At 69.0% G+C, this 23,645-nt stretch carries 22 protein-coding genes; 6 read left to right on the forward strand and 16 right to left on the reverse strand.

Going from position 1 to position 23,645, the window contains the following annotated elements:
• Positions 1 to 64: 64 nt before the first annotated feature.
• The 12 genes from mnhG to UA75_RS19760 all read right to left on the reverse strand — a co-directional run bounded on the left by mnhG (position 65) and on the right by UA75_RS19760 (position 13,700).
• A complete protein-coding gene (mnhG, locus tag UA75_RS19700; RefSeq protein ID WP_075741505.1) occupies positions 65 to 442 on the reverse strand; it encodes a monovalent cation/H(+) antiporter subunit G in 378 nt (125 codons plus the stop codon).
• Positions 439 to 696, reverse strand: coding sequence for a monovalent cation/H+ antiporter complex subunit F (locus UA75_RS19705; RefSeq protein ID WP_075741506.1), 258 nt, complete (start codon positions 694 to 696; stop codon positions 439 to 441). The genes mnhG and UA75_RS19705 overlap by 4 nt, the downstream gene beginning before the upstream one ends.
• Complete coding sequence (locus UA75_RS19710; RefSeq protein ID WP_075741507.1) at positions 693 to 1,088, reverse strand: Na+/H+ antiporter subunit E; 396 nt, start codon at positions 1,086 to 1,088, stop codon at positions 693 to 695. Before UA75_RS19710 ends, UA75_RS19705 begins: the two co-directional genes overlap by 4 nt.
• Positions 1,085 to 2,617: a monovalent cation/H+ antiporter subunit D family protein gene (locus UA75_RS19715; protein ID WP_075741508.1), complete on the reverse strand. Its 1,533-nt coding sequence runs from the start codon at positions 2,615 to 2,617 to the stop codon at positions 1,085 to 1,087. Before UA75_RS19715 ends, UA75_RS19710 begins: the two co-directional genes overlap by 4 nt.
• Complete coding sequence (locus tag UA75_RS19720; protein WP_075741509.1) at positions 2,614 to 2,922, reverse strand: sodium:proton antiporter; 309 nt, start codon at positions 2,920 to 2,922, stop codon at positions 2,614 to 2,616. Before UA75_RS19720 ends, UA75_RS19715 begins: the two co-directional genes overlap by 4 nt.
• The gene (locus UA75_RS19725; RefSeq protein WP_083683356.1) at positions 2,919 to 5,774 is read right to left on the reverse strand and encodes a DUF4040 family protein; all 2,856 of its coding nucleotides are present in this window, start codon (positions 5,772 to 5,774) and stop codon (positions 2,919 to 2,921) included. Before UA75_RS19725 ends, UA75_RS19720 begins: the two co-directional genes overlap by 4 nt.
• An 800-nt stretch (positions 5,775 to 6,574) precedes the next feature.
• Positions 6,575 to 8,212 carry an ABC transporter permease gene (locus UA75_RS19735; protein WP_075741511.1) on the reverse strand — a complete coding sequence of 546 codons (1,638 nt, stop codon included), beginning with the start codon at positions 8,210 to 8,212 and terminating at the stop codon, positions 6,575 to 6,577.
• Positions 8,209 to 9,129: an ABC transporter ATP-binding protein gene (locus tag UA75_RS19740; protein ID WP_075741512.1), complete on the reverse strand. Its 921-nt coding sequence runs from the start codon at positions 9,127 to 9,129 to the stop codon at positions 8,209 to 8,211. Before UA75_RS19740 ends, UA75_RS19735 begins: the two co-directional genes overlap by 4 nt.
• Before the next feature lie 445 nt (positions 9,130 to 9,574).
• A complete protein-coding gene (locus UA75_RS19745; protein WP_075741513.1) occupies positions 9,575 to 10,243 on the reverse strand; it encodes a potassium channel family protein in 669 nt (222 codons plus the stop codon).
• Positions 10,236 to 11,516 carry a TrkH family potassium uptake protein gene (locus tag UA75_RS19750; RefSeq protein ID WP_232237335.1) on the reverse strand — a complete coding sequence of 427 codons (1,281 nt, stop codon included), beginning with the start codon at positions 11,514 to 11,516 and terminating at the stop codon, positions 10,236 to 10,238. The genes UA75_RS19745 and UA75_RS19750 overlap by 8 nt, the downstream gene beginning before the upstream one ends.
• Positions 11,517 to 11,902: 386 nt before the next feature.
• Positions 11,903 to 13,012 carry a sensor histidine kinase gene (locus UA75_RS19755; protein ID WP_075741515.1) on the reverse strand — a complete coding sequence of 370 codons (1,110 nt, stop codon included), beginning with the start codon at positions 13,010 to 13,012 and terminating at the stop codon, positions 11,903 to 11,905.
• Positions 13,005 to 13,700, reverse strand: coding sequence for a response regulator transcription factor (locus UA75_RS19760; protein WP_075741516.1), 696 nt, complete (start codon positions 13,698 to 13,700; stop codon positions 13,005 to 13,007). Before UA75_RS19760 ends, UA75_RS19755 begins: the two co-directional genes overlap by 8 nt.
• Positions 13,701 to 14,016: 316 nt before the next feature.
• On the opposite strand from UA75_RS19760, the gene UA75_RS19765 reads away from it, so the two are divergent.
• From UA75_RS19765 to UA75_RS19790, 6 genes are all read left to right on the forward strand, one after another.
• On the forward strand, positions 14,017 to 14,649 hold the full coding sequence (locus UA75_RS19765) for a M15 family metallopeptidase (protein ID WP_232237336.1): 633 nt from the start codon (positions 14,017 to 14,019) through the stop codon (positions 14,647 to 14,649).
• Complete coding sequence (gene alr / locus UA75_RS19770) at positions 14,646 to 15,779, forward strand: alanine racemase (RefSeq protein ID WP_075741518.1); 1,134 nt, start codon at positions 14,646 to 14,648, stop codon at positions 15,777 to 15,779. Before UA75_RS19765 ends, alr begins: the two co-directional genes overlap by 4 nt.
• Complete coding sequence (locus tag UA75_RS19775) at positions 15,776 to 16,768, forward strand: D-alanine--D-alanine ligase (RefSeq protein ID WP_075741519.1); 993 nt, start codon at positions 15,776 to 15,778, stop codon at positions 16,766 to 16,768. The genes alr and UA75_RS19775 overlap by 4 nt, the downstream gene beginning before the upstream one ends.
• Positions 16,765 to 17,823 carry an acyltransferase family protein gene (locus UA75_RS19780; RefSeq protein WP_075741520.1) on the forward strand — a complete coding sequence of 353 codons (1,059 nt, stop codon included), beginning with the start codon at positions 16,765 to 16,767 and terminating at the stop codon, positions 17,821 to 17,823. The genes UA75_RS19775 and UA75_RS19780 overlap by 4 nt, the downstream gene beginning before the upstream one ends.
• Positions 17,824 to 18,067: 244 nt before the next feature.
• Positions 18,068 to 18,976, forward strand: a complete 909-nt coding sequence (locus UA75_RS19785) for a DUF4184 family protein (RefSeq protein WP_232237337.1) — start codon at positions 18,068 to 18,070, stop codon at positions 18,974 to 18,976.
• A gap of 347 nt (positions 18,977 to 19,323) precedes the next feature.
• Positions 19,324 to 20,532 (forward strand): MFS transporter, encoded by a 1,209-nt coding sequence (locus UA75_RS19790; RefSeq protein WP_075743994.1) that lies wholly within the window; start codon positions 19,324 to 19,326, stop codon positions 20,530 to 20,532.
• Between the two features lie 468 nt (positions 20,533 to 21,000).
• Here the strand turns inward: UA75_RS19790 and UA75_RS19795 are convergent, their stop codons facing one another.
• From UA75_RS19795 to UA75_RS19810, 4 genes are all read right to left on the reverse strand, one after another.
• The gene (locus UA75_RS19795; protein ID WP_157434305.1) at positions 21,001 to 21,597 is read right to left on the reverse strand and encodes a hypothetical protein; all 597 of its coding nucleotides are present in this window, start codon (positions 21,595 to 21,597) and stop codon (positions 21,001 to 21,003) included.
• Between the two features lie 189 nt (positions 21,598 to 21,786).
• Positions 21,787 to 22,203 carry a Dabb family protein gene (locus tag UA75_RS19800; protein WP_075741522.1) on the reverse strand — a complete coding sequence of 139 codons (417 nt, stop codon included), beginning with the start codon at positions 22,201 to 22,203 and terminating at the stop codon, positions 21,787 to 21,789.
• A gap of 34 nt (positions 22,204 to 22,237) precedes the next feature.
• Positions 22,238 to 22,510 carry a hypothetical protein gene (locus UA75_RS34670; protein ID WP_075741523.1) on the reverse strand — a complete coding sequence of 91 codons (273 nt, stop codon included), beginning with the start codon at positions 22,508 to 22,510 and terminating at the stop codon, positions 22,238 to 22,240.
• 303 nt (positions 22,511 to 22,813) lie between these two features.
• Entirely contained in the window at positions 22,814 to 23,362 is a 549-nt protein-coding gene (locus UA75_RS19810) for a TetR/AcrR family transcriptional regulator (RefSeq protein WP_075741524.1), read from the reverse strand.
• Positions 23,363 to 23,645 lie beyond the last annotated feature (283 nt).

A 23,645-nucleotide genomic window follows, 5' to 3' on the forward strand; every position in this document is an offset into this window, starting at 1 on the left:
CTTCCCCTGTCTTCTGTCTGCCCGGCCTTCGATCAACGCTGACCACGGTGCCGAAGTCCCGTTCTCAGTCAGCTCCTCGGGAATCGTCGGGCGCAGGCTTCGGACCATCCGTCGTACCGACCGCCAGGTCGTCGTATCTGGTTCTCGGGGTCGCCGGGGTGCCGGCGAGATACCCGGCCCTGGCCATCGCGTTGCCGCCCACGGCTGCGGTGGCGAGCTGGATGAGCAGGGCGAGCCCGAGTTTCAGCGCGTTCTCCAGAGTCGGGAAGTGCAGGAGTAGTCCTAGCAGAAGCAGGGCGGTGCCGAGACCGGCCGCGATGCTGACCCCGCTCAGGCGAGAGTAGAAGTCGGGGAGGCGCAGCAGCCCGAAGGCGCCCACGGCGAAGACGACCCCGCCGAGAACCATGGAGATGACACCGAGAACGTCCAGGATCGGGCTCATCGTTTGCCTCCCGCGATCAGACGCGCCAGTGACAAGGCGGCGAGGAATCCGACGAGTGTGCAGGCCAGGACGATGTCGATCACCAGTTCGGTCTCCAACCGCAGACCGAGGAGAGCGACCAGGCCGACGAAACCGAAGAAGATGACGTCGGCGCCTGCCGCGCGGTCGGCGCTCGAAGGACCACGGAGGATGCGGTAGGTGGCGATGATCATGGCCAGGACGACTGCGCCGAGGCCGATGTCGATGACGGTCATGCCGGTCCCCCGCTCGTGGTTCGCCGGGACGCGGGAAGGCGGTCGGGCGCACCGTTGCGGCGGGTCACCGCCAGGAGACGGTCCTCCATCGCGTACAGCTCCTCCCGGAAGGACTCGCGGTCGTCGACGTACATCCCGTGCACCCAGAGTGTCGCGGGACGCCTGCGGGTGGCGACCGTCACGGTCCCCGGTGTCAGGGAGATCATGTTGGCCAGCATCGTGATCTCCAGATCAGTGGTACATCGCAGTCGGACTTCCACGAAGGCGGGCGTCGCCCGGCTGCCCGGTGTGAGGATGTCGAGTGCGACGGTGGTCGAGGACTTGACGACCTCGAGCGCGTAGTAGAAGGGAAACCGCAGCAGGCGGGTCAGCCATCGCAGCTGTGAGGTCATCGGTTCGTCACCGCCTCGAGATAGGCGGCGGGGTCCAGCAGTCCGGACGCCGCCTGAGCACTGAGATCGAGCAGGACCTGACCACCCAGCCCGATGCAGAGCGTGGCGGTGGTGAGTACCAGCGCCGGGAGTAGAACCGCGGGCCGCACCTTCGGCCGGAGGGTCGGTCGAGCCGGGGCCGACACCCCTCCCGTCGACGGACTGCTCTGGACTTCTCGACCCGACCCGCCGTCCGAGTCGGGCTCCGCGCCCCAGAACGGCCCGCCCCAGATCTTGAGCATCGACATCAGGGTGATCAGGCTGACCGCCACCGCGACGGCGGCGACGATCCACTGTCCGTCCTCGATCGTGGCGCTGACCAGGGTGAGCTTGGCGACGAACCCGGAGAACGGCGGCAGTCCTGCCAGGGACAGCGCGGCTCCCATGAACACCAGTGCCAGCAGCGGCTCACGGCGCGCGATCCCGCCCAGACGGTCCAACCGGTTCGTCCCGTAGGCGTCCTCGATCGCTCCAGTGGACAGGAACAACGACGCCTTCACGATCATGTGATGGATCAGGTAGAAGATTCCGGCCATCAGTCCCAGCGGAGTGAACAGCGCGACGCCGAGCAGGATGTAGCCGATCTGGCTGATCATGTGGAAGACCAGGATGGATCGGGTGGTGTTCTCGCCCACCGCGCCCAGCACGCCGATGAGCATGGTCGCGGTGAAGGCGACCAGGCCGATCCACAGGTAAGTGGCATCGCCTTCGAAGAGCAGGGCGTACAGACGGTAGATCGCGTAGATCGCGACCTTGGTGTGCAGCCCGGAGAACAAGGCGGTCACCGCAGGCGAGGTCGCGGGATAGGTGCGGGCCAGCCAGCCGTGCACCGGCACCACCGCCGCCTTGATCGACAGGGCGAGCAGGACCACCGCCATCGCCGACGCCACCAGCGGCGACTCTCGGGCCGCCCCGATGAGTTCGCCCAGGTGCACCGTGCCCGCCACGCCGTACACCAGGGCGACGCCTGCCAGGAAGATCGTGGAGGTGAGCAGATTGACCGTGACGTAGATCCGTCCACCCCGCAGGCTGCGCAGCGCTCCGGCCATCGCCAGCAGGCCGTAGGAGGGCAGCAGCATGACCTCGATGAAGACGAACAGGTTGAACAGGTCACCGGTCATCAGCGCCCCGTACACCCCCGCCGAGAGCACCAGGACGAGCGGTCCGAAGAATCGGGCCCGGTCCTCACCGGTGGCGACGGCGAACGCGGAACAGGTCACGGTGAGCAGCGCGGTGGTCGTCACCATCAGGGCGCTGAACACGTCGACGACGAACGGGATCGCGATCCCGTCCTGCCAGAGCCCGATGTTGTGCGCGTAGACCGAGCCGTCGCCCGTGGCCTGGATCAGCAGGGCACCGGCCACCAGCGCGCCGAGGTTGGGTGCAAGCAGCAGGACCCTGCGCAGCCACCGAGGGCCGGACACGACGGCGAGCAGGGCGGCGCTGATCAGCGGCACCATCACGACGAGCGGCAGCAGCGCGGCGTTCATGAGGCGTCCTCGGTGTCGTCGTCGCTGCCGGTGGCGGCGAGAGTCAGCATGTAGATCGTGATCGAGAAGGCGATCACGATCGCGGTCAACACGAATGCCTGTGGGAGCGGATCCGCCGCAGCCTCCGGCGAGCCGAAGGACAGCAGCGGCTGGTCACGCCGAGACGTGCCGCCTGCCGACATCAGCAACAGGTTCACCCCGTGTCCGAGAAGCACGAAGCCCAGCACGATGCGGACCATGCCGCGTTGCAGCATCAGGAAGACCGCACCGGCGATCAAGGCGCCGATCGTGATCGCGAGCGTCATCGGGAACCTCCAGTCGCGGGACCGTTCGACGGCCGACCTGTCGCGGCGCGCCGCCCTCGGGAACCGGTGCGGCCCCGCGAGCCGGAGCGGACTCCCGCCGTCTGCGGCTGCCGCAGTCCCAGATGGTTCAGCGCCGTGAGCAGCACACCGATGACCGCGAGATAGACGCCGACGTCGAAGACCAGGGCGGTGGTGAAGTGGAAGTCGCCCCAGGGCATCCCGATGTCGGCATGCAGTGGCCGCAGGAAGGAGCCGTCGAAGTAGCCCAGCAGCCCGGAGCCTGCCGCCACGACGATCCCGCCTGCGATGAGCCCCGGCGACGAGAGTCGGATACGGGCGGCCGATTCACTCGCAGCCGTCAGATAGACCAGCGCGAACCCCGCCCCTCCGACCAGCCCGGCGATGAAGCCGCCGCCGGGCTCGTGATGCCCCCGCAGGAGCAGGTAGAGCGACCAGAGCACCAGCAGCGGCATCAGCCACCGCGCCACGGTCCGCACGATGACGGTGTTGTCGTCGGCGTTCCAGACCGCACTGCTCGGAGGGACCTTCGCTTGTCGTTCTCCGCCGCCGGAGATCAGACCGCTGGAGTTCAGCACTGAGATGATCACCAGGCCTGCGACGCCGAGGACCGTGAGCTCGCCCATCGTGTCCATCGCCCGGTAGTCGACCAGGATCGTGTTGACGACGTTGGTGCCGCCGGTGTCGTCTTCGACCTGGGAGAGGAAGTACTCCGCAGCCTGTGAGAGCTCCCGGCGACCGGTCATCAGATAGGCGGCCAGGCCCGCGCTGAGTCCGGCCCCGATGGCGATTCCGGCGGTCAGCACCGTCCTTCGCCGGGTCGCGCGATGGAATCTCCGGGGCAGCCGCCGCAGGACGAGCACCGCGACGACGACGGTGAGGATCTCCACCAGCACCTGCGTCAGCGCGACGTCGAACGCCCCGAGGAACAGGAACCACAGTGCCACCGTGAAACCGGCCACGCCCACCAGGACCAGGCCCGCCAGCCGCGAACGGGTGATGGTCGCGGAGAGGACTGCGGCGACCACCAGCACCACCAGGAACCAGTCCAGCGTCCGTGACGTGGGTGCGGTGAAAGATCCGAAGTCGAGGTTCGCGGCGGCGACGACGGCGGTGAGACCACCGATCAGCACGATCGGCACCGCCAGGTGTCGCGCTGGCGAGTCGCTGCGGGTGAGATCTCCCACCCGGACGCCCAGCGCGATCACGCCTCGGTACAGCAGCTCGAAGACCGCCGTGCCCGAGGCGGGGAAGAACCGGCGGCCCGCCAGGGCTTCACCGGAGGCCGACCGCCAGGTGAGGAGCGCGCCCAGGCCGATGGCGGCGGCCGACATCCACAACGCCGCGTTGAAGCCATGCCACAGACTCAGGTCGGCGTACCCGCTTCCGGGTGCGGCGTCGACCGCTACCCGGTCCGCCAGCGGATTAAGCCACGGAGCGCCCAGACCGAGGAGTAGACCGCCGACGACGGCCACGGCAGGCGCGGCGAGAAACCAGACACCGGCCTCGCGAGGCGATGGCTCGTTCGGCGGGCCGCCAAACACTCCGACGACGAAGCGGAACGCGTAGGCGAAGGTGAACGCCGCCGCGATCACCGCTCCGACGCCCACGGCCGGGCCCGCCCAGGCAGGCCCCGGTGCTTCCAGCAGCGCGTCGAACAGGCTCTCCTTGCTCACGAAGCCGAGGAAGGGCGGTATCCCCGCCATCGACAACGCGGCCAGGCCTGCCACAGTCGCGGTGACGGGCATGGCGGCACGCAGACCGCTGAGTCTTCGGATGTCTCGGGTACCGGCTTGACGGTCGATGATGCCGACCGTCATGAACAGCGCCGACTTGAACAAGGCATGTGCCACGGTGTGCACGGCCGCTGCGATCAGCGCCGCAGGAGTACCGATGCCGATCACCATGATGAGGAAGCCGAGCTGGCTGACGGTCGAGTACGCCGCCAGCTCCTTGAGGTCGTGGCGCTGCAGCGCGAAGACGGCACCGATCAGTGCGGTGACCAGACCCACCGAGATGAGTCCGAGGTTCCACACACCGAATTCGCCGAACGCCGCGGAGAAACGCATCGCGACATACACCCCGGCCTTGACCATCGTCGCGGCATGGAGATAGGCGCTGACCGGGGTGCTGGCCGCCATCGCGTCGGGCAGCCAGTAGTGAAAGGGGAACTGAGCCGACTTGGTGAAGACCGCCAGCATCACCAGCAACGCGACCACGGTCGCGAAGCCGGTGTCCTGCATCCAGGACGTGTCGGCCAGGACGGCGCTCAGGCTGCTGGTCCCGGTCCGGACGATGAGCAGGACGACTGCGGTCAGCAGCGCCAGCCCGCCCAGCGCGGTGACGAGGAAGGTGCGCACCGCAGGACGATTCGCCGACGGCCCGGACAGGCCGATCAGGTAGAACGAGCAGATCGTGGTGAGCTCCCAGAACACGAAGAGCAGCACCAGGTCGTCAGCCAGCACCAGACCGGTCATCGCCGTGGCGAAGGCCGTCATCAGGAAGTAGAAGCCACCCCGCCTGCCGGGCGGGAAATACCGCGTCGAGTAGGCGATGATCAGAGCGCCCACCGCGAGCACCAGCATGCAGAAAAGCCAGCCGAGGCCGTCCATCCGCAGTTCGAGGTTCACGCCGATCGCGGGCATCCAGGGGCGCGAGAACTCGAGCGTGCCGCCCTCGACGAGGACGTGCCGTCCCTGAACTGCGACGACGACTGTCAGGGCCGCGAAGACGGCCGCGATCGGCCAGCCTGCCGCACGGCCGAGCAGGCGGTTGAGCAAGGGTGTGCTCAGGGTGGTGAGAGCGAGCGCAACCACCAACACGACCAGCAACACGCCATGGTCCTTTCACGATTCATCGCCACGTCTTCGTCATGGGGGTGCGGGTGACGACGGCCCACCGCCGTGAGTATCAGCGCCTACGGCGCCGAGAACCGACGAGGGAGAAGGGACCGCACGGCAGACATACCTGGCAGCAGGTGACGCTCGCGCGATCAACCAGACGAGGAGGGGGAAGACGACTGCGGGACTGAGATCAGCGAGATCCCGGCGGGCACGCGCTCAGTTCGCCGTGGGCGTTGGTGCCCCACGACGTGGTGTAGCCGTTGGTGCCCGGCGGAAGACCGTGGTCGACCGGCAGTTTGTGGGGTTCGGCGAAGCGGCTCCGCCGCAGACTCGAGGACCGAAAAGCAGGCATCCCGAGCGCGCCCCCCAGAGGGTGGGTGCTGCGGCTGCCCGGCAGGCCGGTGCCATCGCACCGACGACCGACGCTCTCGATCACTGCCCCTCCCCTCACGAAGTGTAGAAGTCGTCAAGAACGTATCAGACGACATCCGGAGTCCTGGCTGGCACGATCTCCCCTTCTGGATGACCTGATGGTCGCTCGCACGGGTGAGAAGCGTTCGACCGAGTCCGAGGTCACCGGCACCGACGACGACACCGCTGCACCTGTGAGACCGGTATCACTGCTCGCGAGAACGTCAAGCCCCGGTGCGCTGCCCTCGTGTGCGCCGTGGATCGATCATCGACTCTCCTCGACAGGTGGGCGATGCAGGTCCGGGGCCGGACGTCCCGGCTGCCCCTTCCAGGCGGCCGAGAGACCGTCGGTGCTGGTGATGCCATCGGGACAGGAGAAGTCAGACGCCGAGATCTCGTCGCGCATGGCCGACGGTACCGATGGCCGCGAGGACGAGCGCGATCACCGAGGAGACGGCGAGGCCCGTCCAATCCGGCGGAGTGTGGGGTACCGCGGCAAGGTGCGCGAACGGCGAGAGGTCCCCCACCCACGCCGGGGCACCCGTGCTCTGCGCCAGGACGTCGAGCAGAAAGCCGCCGACGGCAGGCAGACAACCGACCACGAGGACCGCCCGTGGAAGCCACCCGAGTGCCGCCGTCGCCGCGCCGATGCAGAGCAGGGCGACGGGCACCAGGTTGAGTGCGCCGGCAAGCGCCTCACCCACTCCCAACGGTGCCTGGACGATGCGGGTGCCCGCCCACATCGCGAGACCCACCACGGCGAGCAGCAGCAGAACGCACGCCAGGGTGACGGCGAGCTCGACGGCCACGAGTCGCTCTCGGGATGTCGAGGTGGCGAACAGGGGAACCGCACGTCCACTGCGCTCGTCCTGCCGCATGGCAGCGATGCGCGTCGCGGCGAAACACCCCACCGGAATCGCGAACAGGGTGAACATCGTCGCGGCATAGCCGGTGGTCGCATCCAGGAGACCAAAGCCTGCTGCGGCGGCCAGCTCGGTGAAGCGGGGACTGCCTGCAAGGAAGTCGGTGATCGAGACGGCAAGCAGCCCGATCAGTCCGGCGAAGGCGGCCAAGCCGACCGTCCAGCCCGTCATCGGGGGCAGTACCCGCCGGATCGCGAACCCGGCGAGCGACCCGAGGAACATCATCCGGGGGGATCGTCGGGCTGTCAGCCGGAGCAGGCCCGTACCGGCGTCGCGCATGCGTGCAATGACGACCGCACTCGCCGCGAGCAACACCGGCATCAGGAACAACACGAGGAGCGGAGCGGGTCGATCATGCGCGTAGGGACCGAGTTCACCGACGAGGCCGAACGGCGTGAACCACCGCAGCCAATCCAGCTCCTCCGCTCCGTCGGCGACCATCCGGGCCATCATCGACGCAGTCAGCAGACCGACTCCCAGCCCGGAGGCGGCGACACGAGTGGGAAGGATCTGCGCACACAGCGCGCCCGCTGAGGCGAACCCGACGCCGACCCCGACGAGGCCTGCCGCGTACAACACCGAGCCGACCACCGCCGTGCCCGAGAACACGAGCGTGCCCGCGAGGACCGTTCCGATGACGGCAAGGCACCCGACAAGTACCGTGAGCGACAGGACCACTTGGTCGACCCGGGTCGTCTGCCCTGCCAGGAGCAGGTCCGAATGCCCGGCCTCCTCCTCGCCCCGCGTGAGATGTGTCGCAGTCACACACGCCCAGACCCCGACCAGCACGGCGAACACCGTGCCCGTGCGCCAGACGGTGAAACCGCCCGGATCATCCAGTGCCACCGGGTCGCCGAAGAGGATTCGAATCGCCGGATTCTCCGTCAAAGCTGCCAACGCCTGGGCGTCCAGCACCCCGGCGAACATGGTATGGAACTGGCCCGCCACCAGCCCCGAGAGCCCTGCCACGACGCCCAGCACCACGAGCGCGCTGCGGCGAATCTGCTTGAGATGCAGCGCGGCGATGGCGCAAAGAGCCCGCCGCCGGACCGGGCGCGACGTCGATCGCAGTGCGGTCCGCTCCGCCGAGGTCATCGATCCCGCTCGCCGTAGTAGTCGAGGAAGATCTCCTCCAGCGTCGGTTCTCGGACCTCGATCGTCTCGATCTCCGCCGATGCCAGTGCGCGCAGCGCCGGACCGGCGGCGCCGGACAGGGTGAAGCGCAGTCGGGAGCCGCCGAGAACCTGGGTTTCGAGCACACCGGGCGTCCGTGTCAAATCGGGCGGATCGCCCGTGAAGGAGACTTCGACCTCCGTACGTCGGAGCCTGCGCAGCTCCGCGATCCGAGCCACCTCCGCCAGGCGACCGGACCGCAGAATCGCCACCCGATCACAGAGTGCCTCGACCTCGTCGAGCAGATGGGAACTCAGGAACACTGTCTGGCCTCGGTCTCTGGCCTCAACCACGCATCGACGGAACTCGCGGTCCATCAGCGGATCGAGACCGCTGGTGGGTTCGTCGAGGATCAACAGCGGTGCCCGAGTGGCGAAGGCGGCCACGAGCGCGACCTTCTGCCGGTTGCCCGTCGAGTACGTCGCCGCCGCCCGGTCCAGGTCCAGAGCGAACCGGTCGACCAGGACCTCTCGATAGGCGAGGTCTGCCTCGGGGCCGGTCCGTGCGAGCAGGTGGAGGATCTCAGCACCCGTCAGCGAGGGCCACAACGCCACGTCGGCAGGCACATAGGCCACATGCCGATGGGCCCGACGAACATCCCGGACGTCGTCACCGAACAACGACGCACTGCCTGCCGAGGCACGCACCAGGCCGAGCAGGAGGCGGATCGTCGTCGACTTGCCCGCGCCGTTGGGCCCGAGAAAGCCGAAGACCTCACCGCGCCGGACGGTCAGCGAGAGGTCCTCCACCGCCGTCGTCCGCCCGAAACGCTTGGTCAGCCCCCGTGCATCGATCGCGAGCGGCTCCGAAGAGCAGGCAGGACCGTGGGAAGCAGCCATGAGGTTCCTCTCGACGACAACGCTCAGACGTTGCCGACCAGACTTCCCGGCGCACCAGGCGGAACGGTACTCCCCTGATCTTCAGGCAGTCCACCCCGACCTGGACAGACCCTATGGTCAACCGCAGACAGCCCACCTCGTGGACCGAGACTCGCGCCACAGGAATGATCGTTGAGGCTGCGATGACACCGGCCATCCCGCCCTCGAGCACGTCCTCGGCGGACGGAGCCCATCTCCCTACACACCGACGGCCGACCACTGTCACGCCGGGTGAGCGGTTTCGCGACGGTTCCATCGGCTGAGGCGTCCTGTCGGTTCGCGGCCTCGGCGCCCCGCCGCGTCCCCGGGGACGTCGACCCAGACCAGGGGAGAACGCCGAAACGGCAGCGTCTCGCACCGCCGACGACCCGGCGGTAGCCGCCTGTGTCATAGCCACCGAGCTCTCTCACGTCAGCTCGGCGAACCGCTCGGTGTCGACGGCCTTCCCCGCCACGATGAGCAGATCACCGGCACGCACCACGGTCTCTGCTGTGGCGTAGCTGAAGCCCTCGCCCCGACGCTTGATGCTCACCACGGTGATCTTGTGCTTGGAACGGAGCTGAGCCTCGCCGAGCGTACGACCGACCGCCTCGGCCGGTGCGGTCGTCTTGACCATCGCGTAGTCGTCCTCGAACTCGATGTAGTCCAGCATGCGACCCATCACCAGGTGCGCGACCCGCTCCCCCATGTCATGTTCCGGCAACACGACATGGTGCGCGCCCACCCGTTCCAAGATGCTGGCATGCTGTCGGGAGAGCCCCTTGGCCCAGATGCTCGGAATGGCGAAGTCCCCGAGCAGCGACGTCGTGAGGATGCTCGCCTCGAGATCGGTCCCGATCGCCACGACCGCTCGATGGAACCGGTGGACACCGAGTTGGCGCAGCGCATCGTCATCGGTGGAGTCGGCGACAGCAGCATGGGTGACACGATCGGCATATCGATCCACGATCTTCGGATTCGAATCGATGGCGAGCACCTCCGTCCGCTGCCGCATCAACTCCATGGCGACGGAGCCCCCGAACCTGCCGAGACCGATGACGACTGCGCGATTGGTCGCATTGTCCTTCTTAGCCAACGATGGGTCGCTCCTCCGGTAGTTCGTAGCGCCGCGGCCGATCCCGCAGCGCGAGCGCTGCCGCGAGTGTGACGGGGCCGAGCCTGCCGATGAACATCAGTGCCGACATCAGCACCTGTGCGACGGGTGGCAGATCCGCGGTGATCCCGGTGGACAGGCCCACCGTCGCCACTGCCGAGATCGATTCGAACAGCACCTCGTCGAGGCTGAACGGCGTGATCGACAACAGCGTGATGGTGGTGACCATGACCAGGGCCACGCTCAACAGCGCGATCGTCAATGCCTGCCGCTGAACGCTGGACGCCAGCCTGCGTCCCATCAGGTGCACCGTGGGTTCGCCCCTGATCTCGGCCGCGATCACGAAGGCCAGCAACGCGAAGGTCGTGACCTTGATCCCCCCTGCCGTACTCGCGCTCCCGCCACCGATGAACATCAGCACGTCTTGCACGAGCAGGCTCGCCGACGTCATCTCGCCGACGTCGACACTGTTCAAGCCCCCGGATCGGGGCATCACCGCTGCGAAGAAGCCCGCAAGCAGCTTGGTGGGCACGCCGAACCCGCCCATCGTGCTCGCGTTACGCCACTCGCTAGCCGTGATGAACACGAAGCCGATCAGCAGCAACAGCGCCGTCGCCCCCAACGTGATCTTGGCGTGCATGGACCATCGGTGCGGGCCTCGGAGCCTGCGACCCACTTCGAAGAGAACCGGGAAGCCCAACCCGCCTGCGATCACCGCGAGGGAGATCGTCAGGGAGATCCACGGGTCGGCGACGAAGCGCGTCATGCTATCGCTGTAGAGCGAGAACCCGGCATTGTTGAATGACGCGACCGAATGAAAGATCCCCGAGTACACCGCGTCACCGGGTGAATAGTCATATGCGATCAGCAACCTCGCGGCGAGGACCACGGCGATGACCACCTCGAAGAGGAGGCTGAGCCTGATCACGCCGATGACGACTTTGCGCACGTCCCCGAGCTGAAGGCTCCGCGTCTCGCGCTGGGCGGTCAACTCCATGCCGAGCCCGAGCCTGCGGGACACCAGCAGCCCGAGGATTGAGGCCAGGGTCATGATGCCGAGCCCGCCTGCCTGAATGAGCACCAGGATGACGACCTGTCCGAAGGTGGACCAGTGCGATCCCGTGTCCACCACTGCCAGGCCGGTGATCGAGACCGCCGACGTCGCGGTGAACAAGGCATGAACGACGTCGGTGGGCTCCCGACTGGCGGCCGCGATCGGCAGGGTGAGCAACGTCGTGCCGATACCGATGGCCACCGCGAACCCGGCGACCACCGCGCGGGCGGGCCTGCCAGCAGGGGGAAGGAGGCGCCGCAGGCGACGTCGCCATGACCGTGGTCGTGCGTCCGCAGACTCGTGCGGGCCGCTCCGACTCATCGCATCCCTACGCCTCCCCGCGAGAGTCTCGCGCTGCCGCCGAGCAGGAGGTGGCTGCTCGATCCCCGGCCGAGCAGCCTAGCCCCTCACCGCTGGGCAGCGAAGTTGCCTCGCGCACCATCGATCGGCTCAACCATGGGGGCGGCCGGTACAGGTCAGCACCGCATGCGTACCGCTCGGTGCCTGCGGAGATGCGGAGGAGCGGGGACGGGCTCGTCGCGGGGCCGACGGCTGGGGCTCGCAGGCCTCCCCCGCGGGCTGCCGCGCTAGGCGCGGGTGGCGCGCGAGGCGGTGCGTCGGGCGGCGGGAAGCCGCACCGTGACGACGAGTCCGCCGCCGGGGCGGGGCATGATCGTCGACGTCCCGGCGTGCGCGCGGATGATGCTCTGCACGATCGCCAGTCCGAGGCCGACGCCTGCATGGTCGTCGTCGCGCAGGCGTTCGGTGCCGCGCTGGAACGGCTCGGTCAGGGTCGACACCCGCTCCGGGGACAGCGCGCTGCCCGTGTTCTCGACGCGGAGCACGGTCATCGACCGCTGCATCGCGGTGTGCACCGAGATCATGCCGCCTGCGGGCAGGTTGTGAACGATCGCGTTGTGCACGAGGTTCATCGTCATCTGGAGCAGCAGCGCCGCCGAGCCGACGGTCTGCGTCTTCTCCCCGCCGACGTCGATCCGGACACCGCGCCGCTCGGCGAGCGGGAACAGCGTCTCGACCGCCTCCTCCGCGACGAGGGAGAGATCGACGATCTCCCGCAGGAACGATCTTCCGTCGACTCTGCTGAGCAGCAGCAGCGCCTCGGTCAACTCGATCGCCCTGGTGTTGACGGTCTGGAGCCGGGCGATGAGCTCCTCGACGTCTCGGTCCGGATCGTTGCGCGCCACGTCGAGAAGCGTCTGCGAGATCGCCAACGGCGTGCGCAACTCGTGGGAGGCGTTCGCCGCGAACCGCTGCTGTTCCGCGACGTGCGCCTCGAGCCGCTCGAGCATCGTGTCGAAGACGTCGGCGAGTTCGCTGAGTTCGTCCTGCGGGCCCTCCATCCGGATGCGATGCGAGAGTGATCCGTTGGTGGCCAGCCGCGCGGCGTCGCCGATGCGGGTGAGGGGAGCGAGCATCCGCCCCGCAAGGAACCATCCGCCGATCAGACCGAGCACGAGCAGGAACAACAGTGCTGCGGTCGCCGCCGGGGCGAAGGCTCGCAGCAGATCCGACTGGTTGGGCACGAAGCCGCCCCGCGTGTTGATCGCGCGGTCGGGCACGTAGCGCAGCAGGAACACCCACACGACGGCGAGCAGCAGGACGCCTGCGACGACCAGGAAGGCCGCGTAGCTCAGCGTCAGCTTCAGGCGGACGCTGAGCCCAGGGCGTCTAGGCACGGGAACCGTCCGCCGCCCCCGGGTCGACGTCGGTGTCCATGCGATAACCCACTCCGGGGACGGTGGCGATCAACCACGGCTCGCCGAGTCGCTTCCGCAGCGATGAGACCGTGATGCGGACGGCGTTTGTGAAGGGGTCGGCGTTCTCGTCCCAGGCACGCTCCAGCAGCTCTTCCGCGCTGACGACTCCGCCTTCCGCCGCGAGGAGCACTTCGAGCACGGCGAACTGCTTCCTGGTGAGCGCGACGTACCGACCGTCGCGGAAGACCTCCCGGCGGAACGGGTCCAGGCGGAGTCCGCCGACCTCCAGCACCGGCGGCCGGGTGTGTGCCCGCCGACGATCGAGGGCGCGCAGCCGGAGCACGAGTTCCCGGAGCGCGAACGGCTTCGTGAGATAGTCGTCGGCGCCGAGCCCGAATCCGGATGCCTTGTCGTCGAGACGATCGGCCGCGGTGAGCATGAGGATCGGGATGCCGCTTCCGGAGCCGACGATCCACCGGGCGACCTCGTCGCCGGAGGGGCCGGGGATGTCGCGATCCAGCACGGCGATGTCGTAGGAGTTCACGCCGAGCAGTTCCAGCGCCGTGTCGCCGTCGCCCGCGATGTCGGCGGCGATCGCCTCGAGCCGGAGCCCGTCCCGGACCGCCTCGGCCAGGTAGGGCTCGTCCTCGACGATCAGCACACGCATGCGTGCAGGCTACGCAGCACCGCATATCGCGGGCATATCCAGAATCGGATACCTCCTGGCAACAGTGGGCGAAGTTCGCTGAATGGCATGAACGACAGCACACCCGCCCTGCTTAGAGCCTGTCTTCGGTCCCTCTCCGTCGTGAGCGGGACCGGCGTGGATGAGCTGCCAGGCGGAGGAGAGAGCCATGGCGGAGCCATGGTGACCGACGACAACGCCGCAGATCGCCACGCCGGCCCCGCGCAACAGGAAAGAGGGGCCGAAGACAGGCTCTCGGCCTGTCTTCGGTCCCTCTCCGTCGTGAGCGGGGATCGGCGTGGCTGAGCAGGCTCCGAGTGCGCCTCGCCGACGTCGGATCGTCGTGGTCGGGCTGACGCTCGCCGTCACGATGATCGCCGGGTTCGCCGTGCTGCAGTCGCGGCAGACAGGCTCCGCTGCCTCCGCAGGCACCTCGATCGACGCGCTGTGGGCGGCGATACGCGGCGAACCCACTGCGGCCGACGGCAAGGTGGTCGACGGTCAGCGGCTCTCGGCCTTCGACGAGGAGGCGCCGGCAGTGGTGAGGCTCGACGCCGACCTGCTCGCCGCCCTTCGACGCGCCGCGACGGACGCCGAGGGCGACGGCGTCACGCTCGAGGTCACCAGCGGCTGGCGCTCACCGAGGTATCAGGATCGGCTGTTCCGGGACGCCGTCGCCGAATACGGCTCGCGAGAGGAGGCCGCCCGCTGGGTGGCGACCTCGGCGACCTCCGAGCACGTGTCGGGCGACGCGGTCGACATCGGCCCGTATGCGGCCATCGACTGGCTGGTCCGGTACGGCTCCGATTACGGCCTGTGTCAGATCTACGGGAACGAGCCGTGGCACTACGAGCTGCGACCGGAGGCGGCCGTCGAGGGCTGCCCGCAGATGTATGCGGACCCCACCGAAGACCCGAGGATGCAGCAGTGACGTCGACGCAGGTCACCGAGCGGGCCTTTCCGGTCACCCCGGTGAGGCCACCAACGTTGGAGACGCTCCCCCTCGCGGTCGCCGCGAACCTGGCGAGCGCACGGGCGCGGACGCGCAGCGCGATCATGGCCGTGGTCAAGGCCGACGGGTACGGCCACGGAGCGGTCCCGATCGCGACGGCCGCCGTCGACGCGGGCGCCGAGTGGCTCGGGGTGACGGACCTGGCCGAGGCCGCGACGCTGCGTGCGGCCGGACTCACGGTGCCGATCCTCTCGTGGCTGAACCCCGCCGGTGTCGACGCCTGCCTGGCCGCCGCCGAGCGGATCGACGTCGCCGTCGGGTCCGCCGACGAGCTGCGTGACCTCCTCGCCGGGGCCGAGGCCACCGTGCGGGTGCACCTCCAGCTGGACACCGGCATGGCCCGCGGCGGCTGTCCGCGTCATGAGTGGGACGAGCTGCTGGGTCTCGCCCGACGGGGGCAGCTGTCGCGGCGGATCGACGTCGTCGGTCTGATGGGACATCTCCCGCTGGCGGATCAGGCCGATCCCCCGACGAACCGGCCTGCCGTCGCTCGGATGCACGAGGCACGGCGGGCGGCGGCGAAGGCGGGTCTCGGTCCGCTGATCGTCCATCTCTCCGCCACGGCAGGCGCACTGACCGATCCGGCGACGCACTTCGGGATGGTGCGCATCGGCGCTGGACTCGTCGGCATCGACCCCTCCGAGACGGTCATGTTGCACGGGGCGTCCCGGCTGACGGCGTCGATCGTGCACAGCACCACCGTCGAGGCGCGCACCTCGGTGGGTTACGGCGGTGATCACGTCACCGATCGGCCCACCCGCCTCGGCGTCCTCGGCGTCGGCTATGCGGATGGGATCCCCCGCGACCTCGCACGGGATGCGGCGGTGGAGATCCACGGGCGGCGCTGTCGCATCGTCGGACGGGTCTCGATGGATCAGATCGTCGTCGACACCGGTCCGGACCCCGTCCCGCGCGGCACGACCGCGACGGTGTTCGGCCCGGACGGCGGCGCGACACCGAGCATCCACGACTGGGCCCGATGGGCCCGAACCATTCCGCACACCATCGTCACCGGCATCGGACCACGAGTGAGAAGGAGCATCGGATGAGACAGCGGATCCTGGTGATCGGCGGTGGACAGAACGCGGAGCACGACGTCTCGACGGCCACCGCCTCGGCCGTCGAGACGGCACTGCGCGAGAGAGGCTTCGAGGTCGACGCGCTGACCATCGGCCCGGACGGGATCTGGACGCACGCGCAGCAGTCGCTCGGGGTCCGCGCGATCGACTCGCTGGCGGCGGCGATGCGGATCATCGGACACGCCGACGTCGTCTTCCCCGCGGTGCACGGCGCGCTCGGCGAGGACGGGACCCTGGCCGCCCTGTGCGCTCTCGCGCAGACGCGCGTGGTCGGCTCGGACCTTCGGGCAGGCGCGATCGGGATGGACAAATGGGCGACCAAACTCGTCGCCCAGGCCGTCGGAATCCGCACCGCGCCGGGGCGGTTGGTGGCGGCGAACGAGATCGGCGACGTCGAGTTCGAGGGCGAAGTGGTCGTGAAACCGGTGGCGGGAGGCTCGAGCTTCGGCGTCACCCTGGCCCGCGATCCCGCCCGACTGCACGCCGCGCTCCGCACCGCCGCCGAGTTCGACCGGCGGATTCTGATCGAGGAGGTCGTCCACGGCCGGGAGATCGACGTCGCCGTGCTGGGCGAGGCCGACGGCACCCGCTGGGCGGCGCCGCCGCTGGAGATCCACGCGCACGGATTGTTCGACACCACGATGAAATACGACGGCTCGGCCCGATTCACCGTGCCCGCCGCGCTCGACACGGCAGACCACGCAGCCCTGACGAGGGCAGCGCTGACCATGTTCGACGCGCTCGGCTGCGCAGGGGTCGCCCGCATCGACTTCTTCCTCACCGACGACGGGCCCGTGCTCAACGAGGTCAACACCATGCCGGGGATGACGGCGGCCTCCCAGGTGCCGAGGATGTTCGCGGCGGCGGGCCTGACCTACGAGGAGCTGATGAGCCGCCTGGTCGACGGGGCGTCGGTGCCGGGCGTCGGGCTGCCGATCCACGCACGCGCAGCGAGGTGACCGCGCAGCGCAGAGAAGGCTGGCCCGACGTCGCCAAGGGCGTCTGCATCATCCTCGTCGTCCTCTGGCACGTCGTCACCAAGCACGTCGCGCACCTCGACTGGCCGGCGACCGCCGGGATGCCTGCGGTGTGGACGCTGCTCAGCGCGCTGTCACCGCTGCGGATGCCGCTCTTCTTCCTCGTCTCCGGACTGTTCGCCGCCCGCGCGGTGTGTTCGCCCCATGCTGCGACGGCGGTGCGGCGCACCACGGGGCTGATCAGCCTGTACGTCCTCTGGCTCACGATCCAGACCTTCGCGTTGGCGGCGGCGCCCGATTTCGACACGGCCCGCGCGACCGGCCTCGGCGAGTACCTCGCGCAGCTCACCGTGAGCCCCACCAACCTCTGGTACCTGCTCGCGCTCGCCGTCTACCTGGTCGTCGCCCGCCTCACCCGTACCCTGTCGACACCTCTCGTGCTGGGGTCGGCGTTCTTCCTCGCCTGCATCGCCTCGGCAGGACTGCTGCCGGACTGGGGGAACCTCTGGCAGCTGGTCCAGAACCTGTTCTTCTTCCTCCTCGGACTGCGGCTGCGTGGTCGGGTGGCGAACGTCGCCGCCTCGGCCACCCTGCCGTCGATGCTGGGGTTCGGGGCGGGCTTCGCGGCAGCCGTCGTCCTCGTCTCGATGCTGGACGCGCGCGAGTGGTTCGGCGTCTGGCCGCTGCTCTCCATCGTGGCCGTGCTCTTCGGGGTCACGGCGTGTGCGCTGCTCGACTCCCGGGTGCCGTGGCTGGCAACACCGCTGCGCCTGCTCGGTCAGCAGACCCTCCCGGTGTACGTCATCCACATGATCCCGCTCGCCCTCGTCCACCAGGCCCTGCGCGGCACGGCGGCGAGCGCGGCCCTGGCGACTCCGGTGCTGTCGATCATCGGACCGCTCCTGCTGACGACGGTGGTCGTCATCGGCTGCCTCGGCGCACACCGCGTACTGAACCGACTCGGTCTCGGCGTGCTGTTCGATCCGCTGGTCGTGGCTCGCCGGTTCCGGCGCAGCGCCGGGAAGGACAAGAGCTGAGCCCGAGCAGCAGGGTGGGAGGCCGCGCAGATCCGGCGGCCGATGTGTCCGGGGATCGCCGTCCCGACGCCGCCGACTCGACGCCGCCGTCTCGACGACGGTCGGTGGCTGGGACGATGCAGCCGCAGATGTAGAAGGCGGGCCGACCCGGCAGGCGGACCCGACCATGGAATCCCGTTCTGGCGTGCGCGGGCCCGGCCGGTGAACGTGCGCAGCGGGAACACGGCCGTGTTGGAGCGTCGAGTTGCCATTCACCCTGGCCCATCCCGCCGCGGTGCTGCCGCTGCTCCGTCGGCCGTTCGTCGCGGCAGCGCTGGTCGCGGGTGCCGTGGCGCCCGACCTCCCGTACTACCTGAGCAGCCTCGGTCTGGCCAGGGCAAGCGCCCAGGACTGGTACGGGGTGCTGCTGCCCAACGCCACGCAGACGCACTCGCTCGCGGGCCTGGTGCTCAACCTGCCGTTCGCCCTCGCGCTGGTCGCCCTCTACGGGATGGTGCGGGCGCCGATCACCGCGCTGCTCCCGGCCGGGGTCCGACTGCCGGGGCGGGAGCCGACGGCAGGCTGGCGAGCGAAGGCCCGGCACGCCCTGTGGCTGATCCTCTCCGCCGTGATCGGGATCGCCTCTCATCTGGTGTGGGACGCCGTGACCGTCTCCCGGCTGCTGCAGAACGCGAGCACGGTCGTCGGGGCAGTGGCGATCGGGTGGTATCTGTGGCGCCACCGACGCCGAATGCGCAGCCGGGACGAGGGGGACGCCCGCCTGAGTCCCGCGCTGCGGTGGAGCGTGGCGGCGCTGTTGGTCCTGACGCCCCTGACGGCCGTCGCCGTGGGAGTCCCCGGGGACTATCACGGCTTCCGCTCCGTGGAGGTGGTGGACTTCGACCGCCCGGTCACCGTCGACCTGGGGGACGGCCGGAGCGAGACCACCTACCCCGCCACGACGGTCGAGGCCCCGTTCGGCACCCTCGTCGAGGGCATGGTCACCGGGGCCGCCAAGCGGGCGGGCACCGCGTTCGCGGCCGTGCTGCTGCTGTACTCCGCAGCCTGGCAGATCGCCGCCGTGTCGCGCCGGTCGACGCCGAGGCCTGATTCCGCCGCCGTGTCGCGACGCCCGGCGCAGGACGGGGAGGCCACGACACCCGTCGAACGATAGCCGCGCCACCCTGTTCGAGGGGTGGTCTCGGTCGTTCGGCTGCGTCGTGGGATTCGACGTCGCCACGACGGACGGCCGTCGGCACCGGGACGTGCCTTCCTGCGACGGCGGCCCCCGGAATATCCTGGACCGGTGCACACGGCAGGAGCACGTGTCGTTCACCTGAGCATGGCGGGCAGCACCGCGCCGCCCTCCTTCGTGACGATGGCGCTTCTCCACTGGAGGATCGTGAGCCTGCTTCGACCGGCCGCCCACGAATCCCCGACGCTCCAGATCGCATTGATCTTGGGGCACAGGTGAGCGGGCAGCCGGGCGAGAATCCTGCTTCAGCGGACGACGGTCGCTCGTTGTGGCAGCGCGACTTCCGTCGCTGGCTCGGCAGTCGGACCATCTCGTCGGCGGGCACCGAGGCGCTCACCGTCGTCATTCCTGTCCTCGTCTATCAGCAGACCGGCTCCGCCGCGCTCACGGGAGCGACGTCGGCACTGATGTCGCTGCCGTATCTGCTCTTCGGTCTGTTCGCAGGCGCACTGGCCGACCGACTCAGCCGCAGGCGTCTCATGGTCGCCGCCGACCTCACGGCCGCCGCTGTCGTCGCGTCCGTTCCCGTCGTCTACCTGACCGGGTCGGTCGGCGCGGCGCACATCCTCGTTGTGGCGTTCGTCGCCTGGACGGCGTTCGTCTGGTTCGACGCCGCAGCATGGGGAGCGCTGATCAGCGTCGTCGGCCGAGACCAGCTGGTCCGCGCCAACTCGGTGATCTGGTCGTTCGGCATCACGGCCGGGATCGCGATGCCTGCGGTGGCGGGCGTGGTCGGGAGCGCCACTCACCCGAGCATGATGCTTGCCGTCAGCAGCGTGACCTACGCCGTCTCGGCGATCCTGATCCTCCGGATTCGCACGAACCTCAACCCCCGGATCGAGGGAGCCACCCAGCCCAGGACGTCCCTGCTGCGCACGATCCGGGCCGGACTGGAGTTCATCTGGCGAACGGTGGAGATCCGTCTGGTCGCCCTGGCCTCGGTGGGTCTCACGTTGTCCAGCGGTGCCGTCATCGGGATTCTCGTGGTGCATCTCGATCGAAATCTCGGCATCGCCGCGGACGACTGGCGGGTCGGCCTGTTCTTCGCCGCCGGTGCGATCGGCGCGCTGTCGGCGACGATCCTGCTGCCGTGGTCGACGAGGCTGATCGGGTCGGGCCGGCTGTCGGCCGTGGCCTTCACCCTGTACATCCCGGCCCTCGTCGCCGTCCTGGCGACGGAGCACTGGCTGCCCGCCCTGGGCTGCTGGGCGATCTGGTACTGCACCAACACGCTCGCGGTGATCAACGGGGTCACTCTTCGACAGCAGCTCACCCCGGACGAGTTACAAGGACGGGTCAACACCTCGGCACGGATGATCGCGCTCGGCGGCACCCCCGTCGGCGCGGTGCTCGGCGGTGTGCTGGCCGAGTCCGTCGGAGTCCGGGAGACGCAACTGCTGGCGATCATCCCGATCGCCCTCGCGGCGCTCGTCCTGTGGTTCTCCCCCGTCCGGCGGTTCGGCCTGCCGAGTTGACCGCGTCGCCGTGCGCCGCATCGAAGCGGACCGGGCTGTCGGCGCGCCGATCCGACATTCCCGAGACGTCGCGACGCTCGGCTCGGGCGATCCGGCGCTGCGCACTGTCGACACACCTCACGGCAGACGCACGAGAGGCTCCTCGCCGACGAGAGCGGGACCGGCGACCGAGCGATCCAGACGGGGCCGCCGTTCCTTGGATGATCTGACGCCGCCACACCGATGATCCGATGCGGAAGCCGTCAGGGAACTCGGGAACCGCCGGTTCCCTGGCAGACCTCCGCACGCTGCTCACCGATCACCGGCCTCGGCGGCCTGCACCGGCGGCACGTCGACCGGGACAACTCGGCTCCGCGAAGGACGTGCCTATCCGCGCACCACGTCGTCACGGCGGGTGCGGCCGAAGTGCGGCGGGACTCCGGCCGAACGTCGAGCCGACACGGCCGATCCGGTCGCCGGGCGGGCAGTTCATCGCCGACGCAGCGTCGCAGCCGTGAAGAAGGAGCCGAAACGGGCGACCGCGCGCAGCCTGCGGGCCGAGGTCGGCCCCGATCCGCGCAGCGATGCTCCCAGCCGCACGAGGTCGCGTGCACCGATCGACAGCACGAAGCGCTGCGTCTCCTTCGGACCGGCTGCGGCATCGGCGAGGGAGAGTTCGGCACGGAGGGTGGTCAGCCCGATCAGCAGCTCCAGCGGATTGCGAGACCGCACCGTCTTCACTCCCGACAGCTGCCACCGGCGGCCGTCGTCGTCGACGAAGTGCATCGCGTACGACATCGCCTCCCGTTCCCCCTCGGCGAACAGGGAGAGCGTTCCGCTGACGCGGGCCCGCGAGACGATGCCCTCGACGCTGACCACCCCGCGCATCGACACCGGGTGTGCCGCATCGGCCAGGAACGGGTCGATGCCGGGAATGTCCGCCTTCAAGGTCACGACCATCCTCGGTCGGTCTCCCCGGCGGGTCGCCATTCGTTCCCGGAAGGCCACACCGCCGCCCCTGGTCGAGGCAGACACCTCGGCGGTGGACGCGGAGCCTGCGGCCTCGGCTTCCCATGGATCAATCACGGCATTCCTCCACTTCGAGTTTTCTGGGGTGATGCGGCGGTGACCCGCGTCGCAGCCGACGGCGCCTGCCGAGAAGAGGGCGCGGACGTCGGATCGGGCGCCCACGTCCGGCGACGGCCTGCGACGGCCGGAGTTCTCGCCGCCTTCTCGACCAGGGAGGACACCGTGCGACGCCGTCGCCGCACGTCGTCAGCTCGCGCGCCAGAAGGGTGCGGCGCTGCCGGGGTCCTCACTGATGTCGGCGAGCAGTCCGGTGATGTCCGGCATCTCGTCGTACCGGCGCCGATGGATGGCGGCGATCTTCGCGCCCGTCTCCGGGTCGGGGTCGTCGGTGATGTCCAACGACACGAATTTGTCGACCATCGGCAGCCCGATCCGGTCGATCTCGCGGTGCGCCGGATGGTTCATCATCTTCTCGTAGCCTTCGACGTCCGTGATCGTGGAGACGGCACCGTACTCGTACTCCCCGCCGAATTCGCGACCGATGACCCACGATCTGACCGCCGGGAGACGGCCGCTCGCGCCGCGCATGCGCTCCAGTGCGGTCTCCACCTCCGCCACCGAGATGTCCGGCTTGAGGGTGAAACGAATGCAGTGCCAGATCATCTGGTGTTCCTTTCGATGTCGTTCGTCGAGACGGTCAGGCGGAGGGGAAGACGCCCGCGTGGTCGTGGGCGAAGTCGGTGATGTCGCGAGCGGGCCTTCCGGTGAGATCGGCGACGGCGGTGTGCACGTCGGCGGCCTCACCTCTCGCGTAGTGGGCGTAGTCCTCGACGAGACCGTCGAGCTGCCACAACGGAAGGAAGGCGGCCAGGGCGGTGGCGCGACGGCGCCGGTCCCGACCGGGACGAGATTGCTGCCAGGCACGTCGACGGGGCCGGACCGACCCGGAATCGCCTGCGCTGTGCGCCACCCGCTGATCGCGCCGAGCAGGACGGCGGCGGCAGGTCGACCAGCAGCAGGCTGCGGGACACCCGCTGAGGGGTTCGCATCACGATCGATGCGGTCTTCGTCGTCATCGGTTCTTCCTTGGTCAGCGAGTGCGTGCTTCCGCATCCGGCAGGCGGTGCGGCCCATGCGGACCGGGCGAGACCCGGTTCCAGGGCACGGTGATCAACGAGCAGGCCCCGGCGTCCGTCCGTTGCGGTGATCACAGCCACCCAAAAGAACGTGAGCGGTCACTATCATTAGGGCAAAAACAACACTCCGCCTGCGGTCAGGCGCCGGAGTCCAGGAACCGCTCGGCCCATTCGTCGGTTTCGGCACGAACGGACAGGTCCATAGACGCCGCAACCATGTACAACATGCCTTCGGCAAGAAAGGAGTGCGCCGTGTCGGTTCCGACCTGCGGCAAGACCTCCATTCGCTCGAAGGCATCCTGCGTCCAGCCCTGCATCACATCGCGGATGTCCGGGTCCTCACACGCCGCGTAGCCCTGAAGCAGGATGAGCATGATCTCGCGCCGTTCCATGAGATCGCCCCAGCCGTCCGCCATCGTCTGCAGCGGATTGACTGCCTCCTTCTCGCCGGGAATGAGCACCACCCGCTCGATCGTGGCAAACGTCTGTTTCAGTACTGCGATGAAGAGTTCCTTCTTGGTCGAGAAGATGCGGAACAGGTTCGGATGGGAGATCTCCACATCCTTGGCGATGGTCACGGTCGAGCCGCCGTGCAGCCCCTTGTGACTGAACTCCTTCAACGCCGCCGCGAGGATCTGCTCACGACGCAGCTCGATGCTGACCCGAGGCCTGCGTTCCCCCGCCATGGTTGATAGTTAACACTCACTACCGGGTCGGCGTCAACTCGGCACCGCGCAGGCGGCGGGCATCGCCGACCGGACGGACCCGCCGTGCGGATGACGTGGTCCATCCGCCTCTCCCCCAGCCCCGGTATGCCGCGCGTTCGCCCGCTCGCCGGGTCCCGGAACAACCGCCGACCGTACCGGGGAGGACGGCGAGCGGCAGGACTGCGGCCGAGCTGTCGCCGTGTCCTCGCCTCGGTCACCGGGTATGGGAGCGCCGAGAGCCCGAATGCCGACGCGAGCAGCT

This window comes from Actinoalloteichus sp. GBA129-24 (assembly GCF_001941645.1).
Classification (GTDB): Bacteria; Actinomycetota; Actinomycetes; order Mycobacteriales; family Pseudonocardiaceae; genus Actinoalloteichus_A; species Actinoalloteichus_A fjordicus.

Bases quoted from the DNA above. Each gene is read 5' to 3' on its own strand.
- mnhG (WP_075741505.1), bottom strand. From the start codon at position 442: ATGAGCCCGATCCTGGACGTTCTCGGTGTCATCTCCATGGTTCTCGGC.
- UA75_RS19705 (WP_075741506.1), bottom strand. From the start codon at position 696: ATGACCGTCATCGACATCGGCCTCGGCGCAGTCGTCCTGGCCATGATC.
- UA75_RS19710 (WP_075741507.1), bottom strand. From the start codon at position 1,088: ATGACCTCACAGCTGCGATGGCTGACCCGCCTGCTGCGGTTTCCCTTC.
- UA75_RS19715 (WP_075741508.1), bottom strand. From the start codon at position 2,617: ATGAACGCCGCGCTGCTGCCGCTCGTCGTGATGGTGCCGCTGATCAGC.
- UA75_RS19720 (WP_075741509.1), bottom strand. From the start codon at position 2,922: ATGACGCTCGCGATCACGATCGGCGCCTTGATCGCCGGTGCGGTCTTC.
- UA75_RS19735 (WP_075741511.1), bottom strand. From the start codon at position 8,212: ATGACCTCGGCGGAGCGGACCGCACTGCGATCGACGTCGCGCCCGGTC.
- UA75_RS19740 (WP_075741512.1), bottom strand. From the start codon at position 9,129: ATGGCTGCTTCCCACGGTCCTGCCTGCTCTTCGGAGCCGCTCGCGATC.
- UA75_RS19760 (WP_075741516.1), bottom strand. From the start codon at position 13,700: ATGCGTGTGCTGATCGTCGAGGACGAGCCCTACCTGGCCGAGGCGGTC.
- UA75_RS19775 (WP_075741519.1), top strand. From the start codon at position 15,776: ATGAGACAGCGGATCCTGGTGATCGGCGGTGGACAGAACGCGGAGCAC.
- UA75_RS19800 (WP_075741522.1), bottom strand. From the start codon at position 22,203: ATGATCTGGCACTGCATTCGTTTCACCCTCAAGCCGGACATCTCGGTG.
- UA75_RS19810 (WP_075741524.1), bottom strand. From the start codon at position 23,362: ATGGCGGGGGAACGCAGGCCTCGGGTCAGCATCGAGCTGCGTCGTGAG.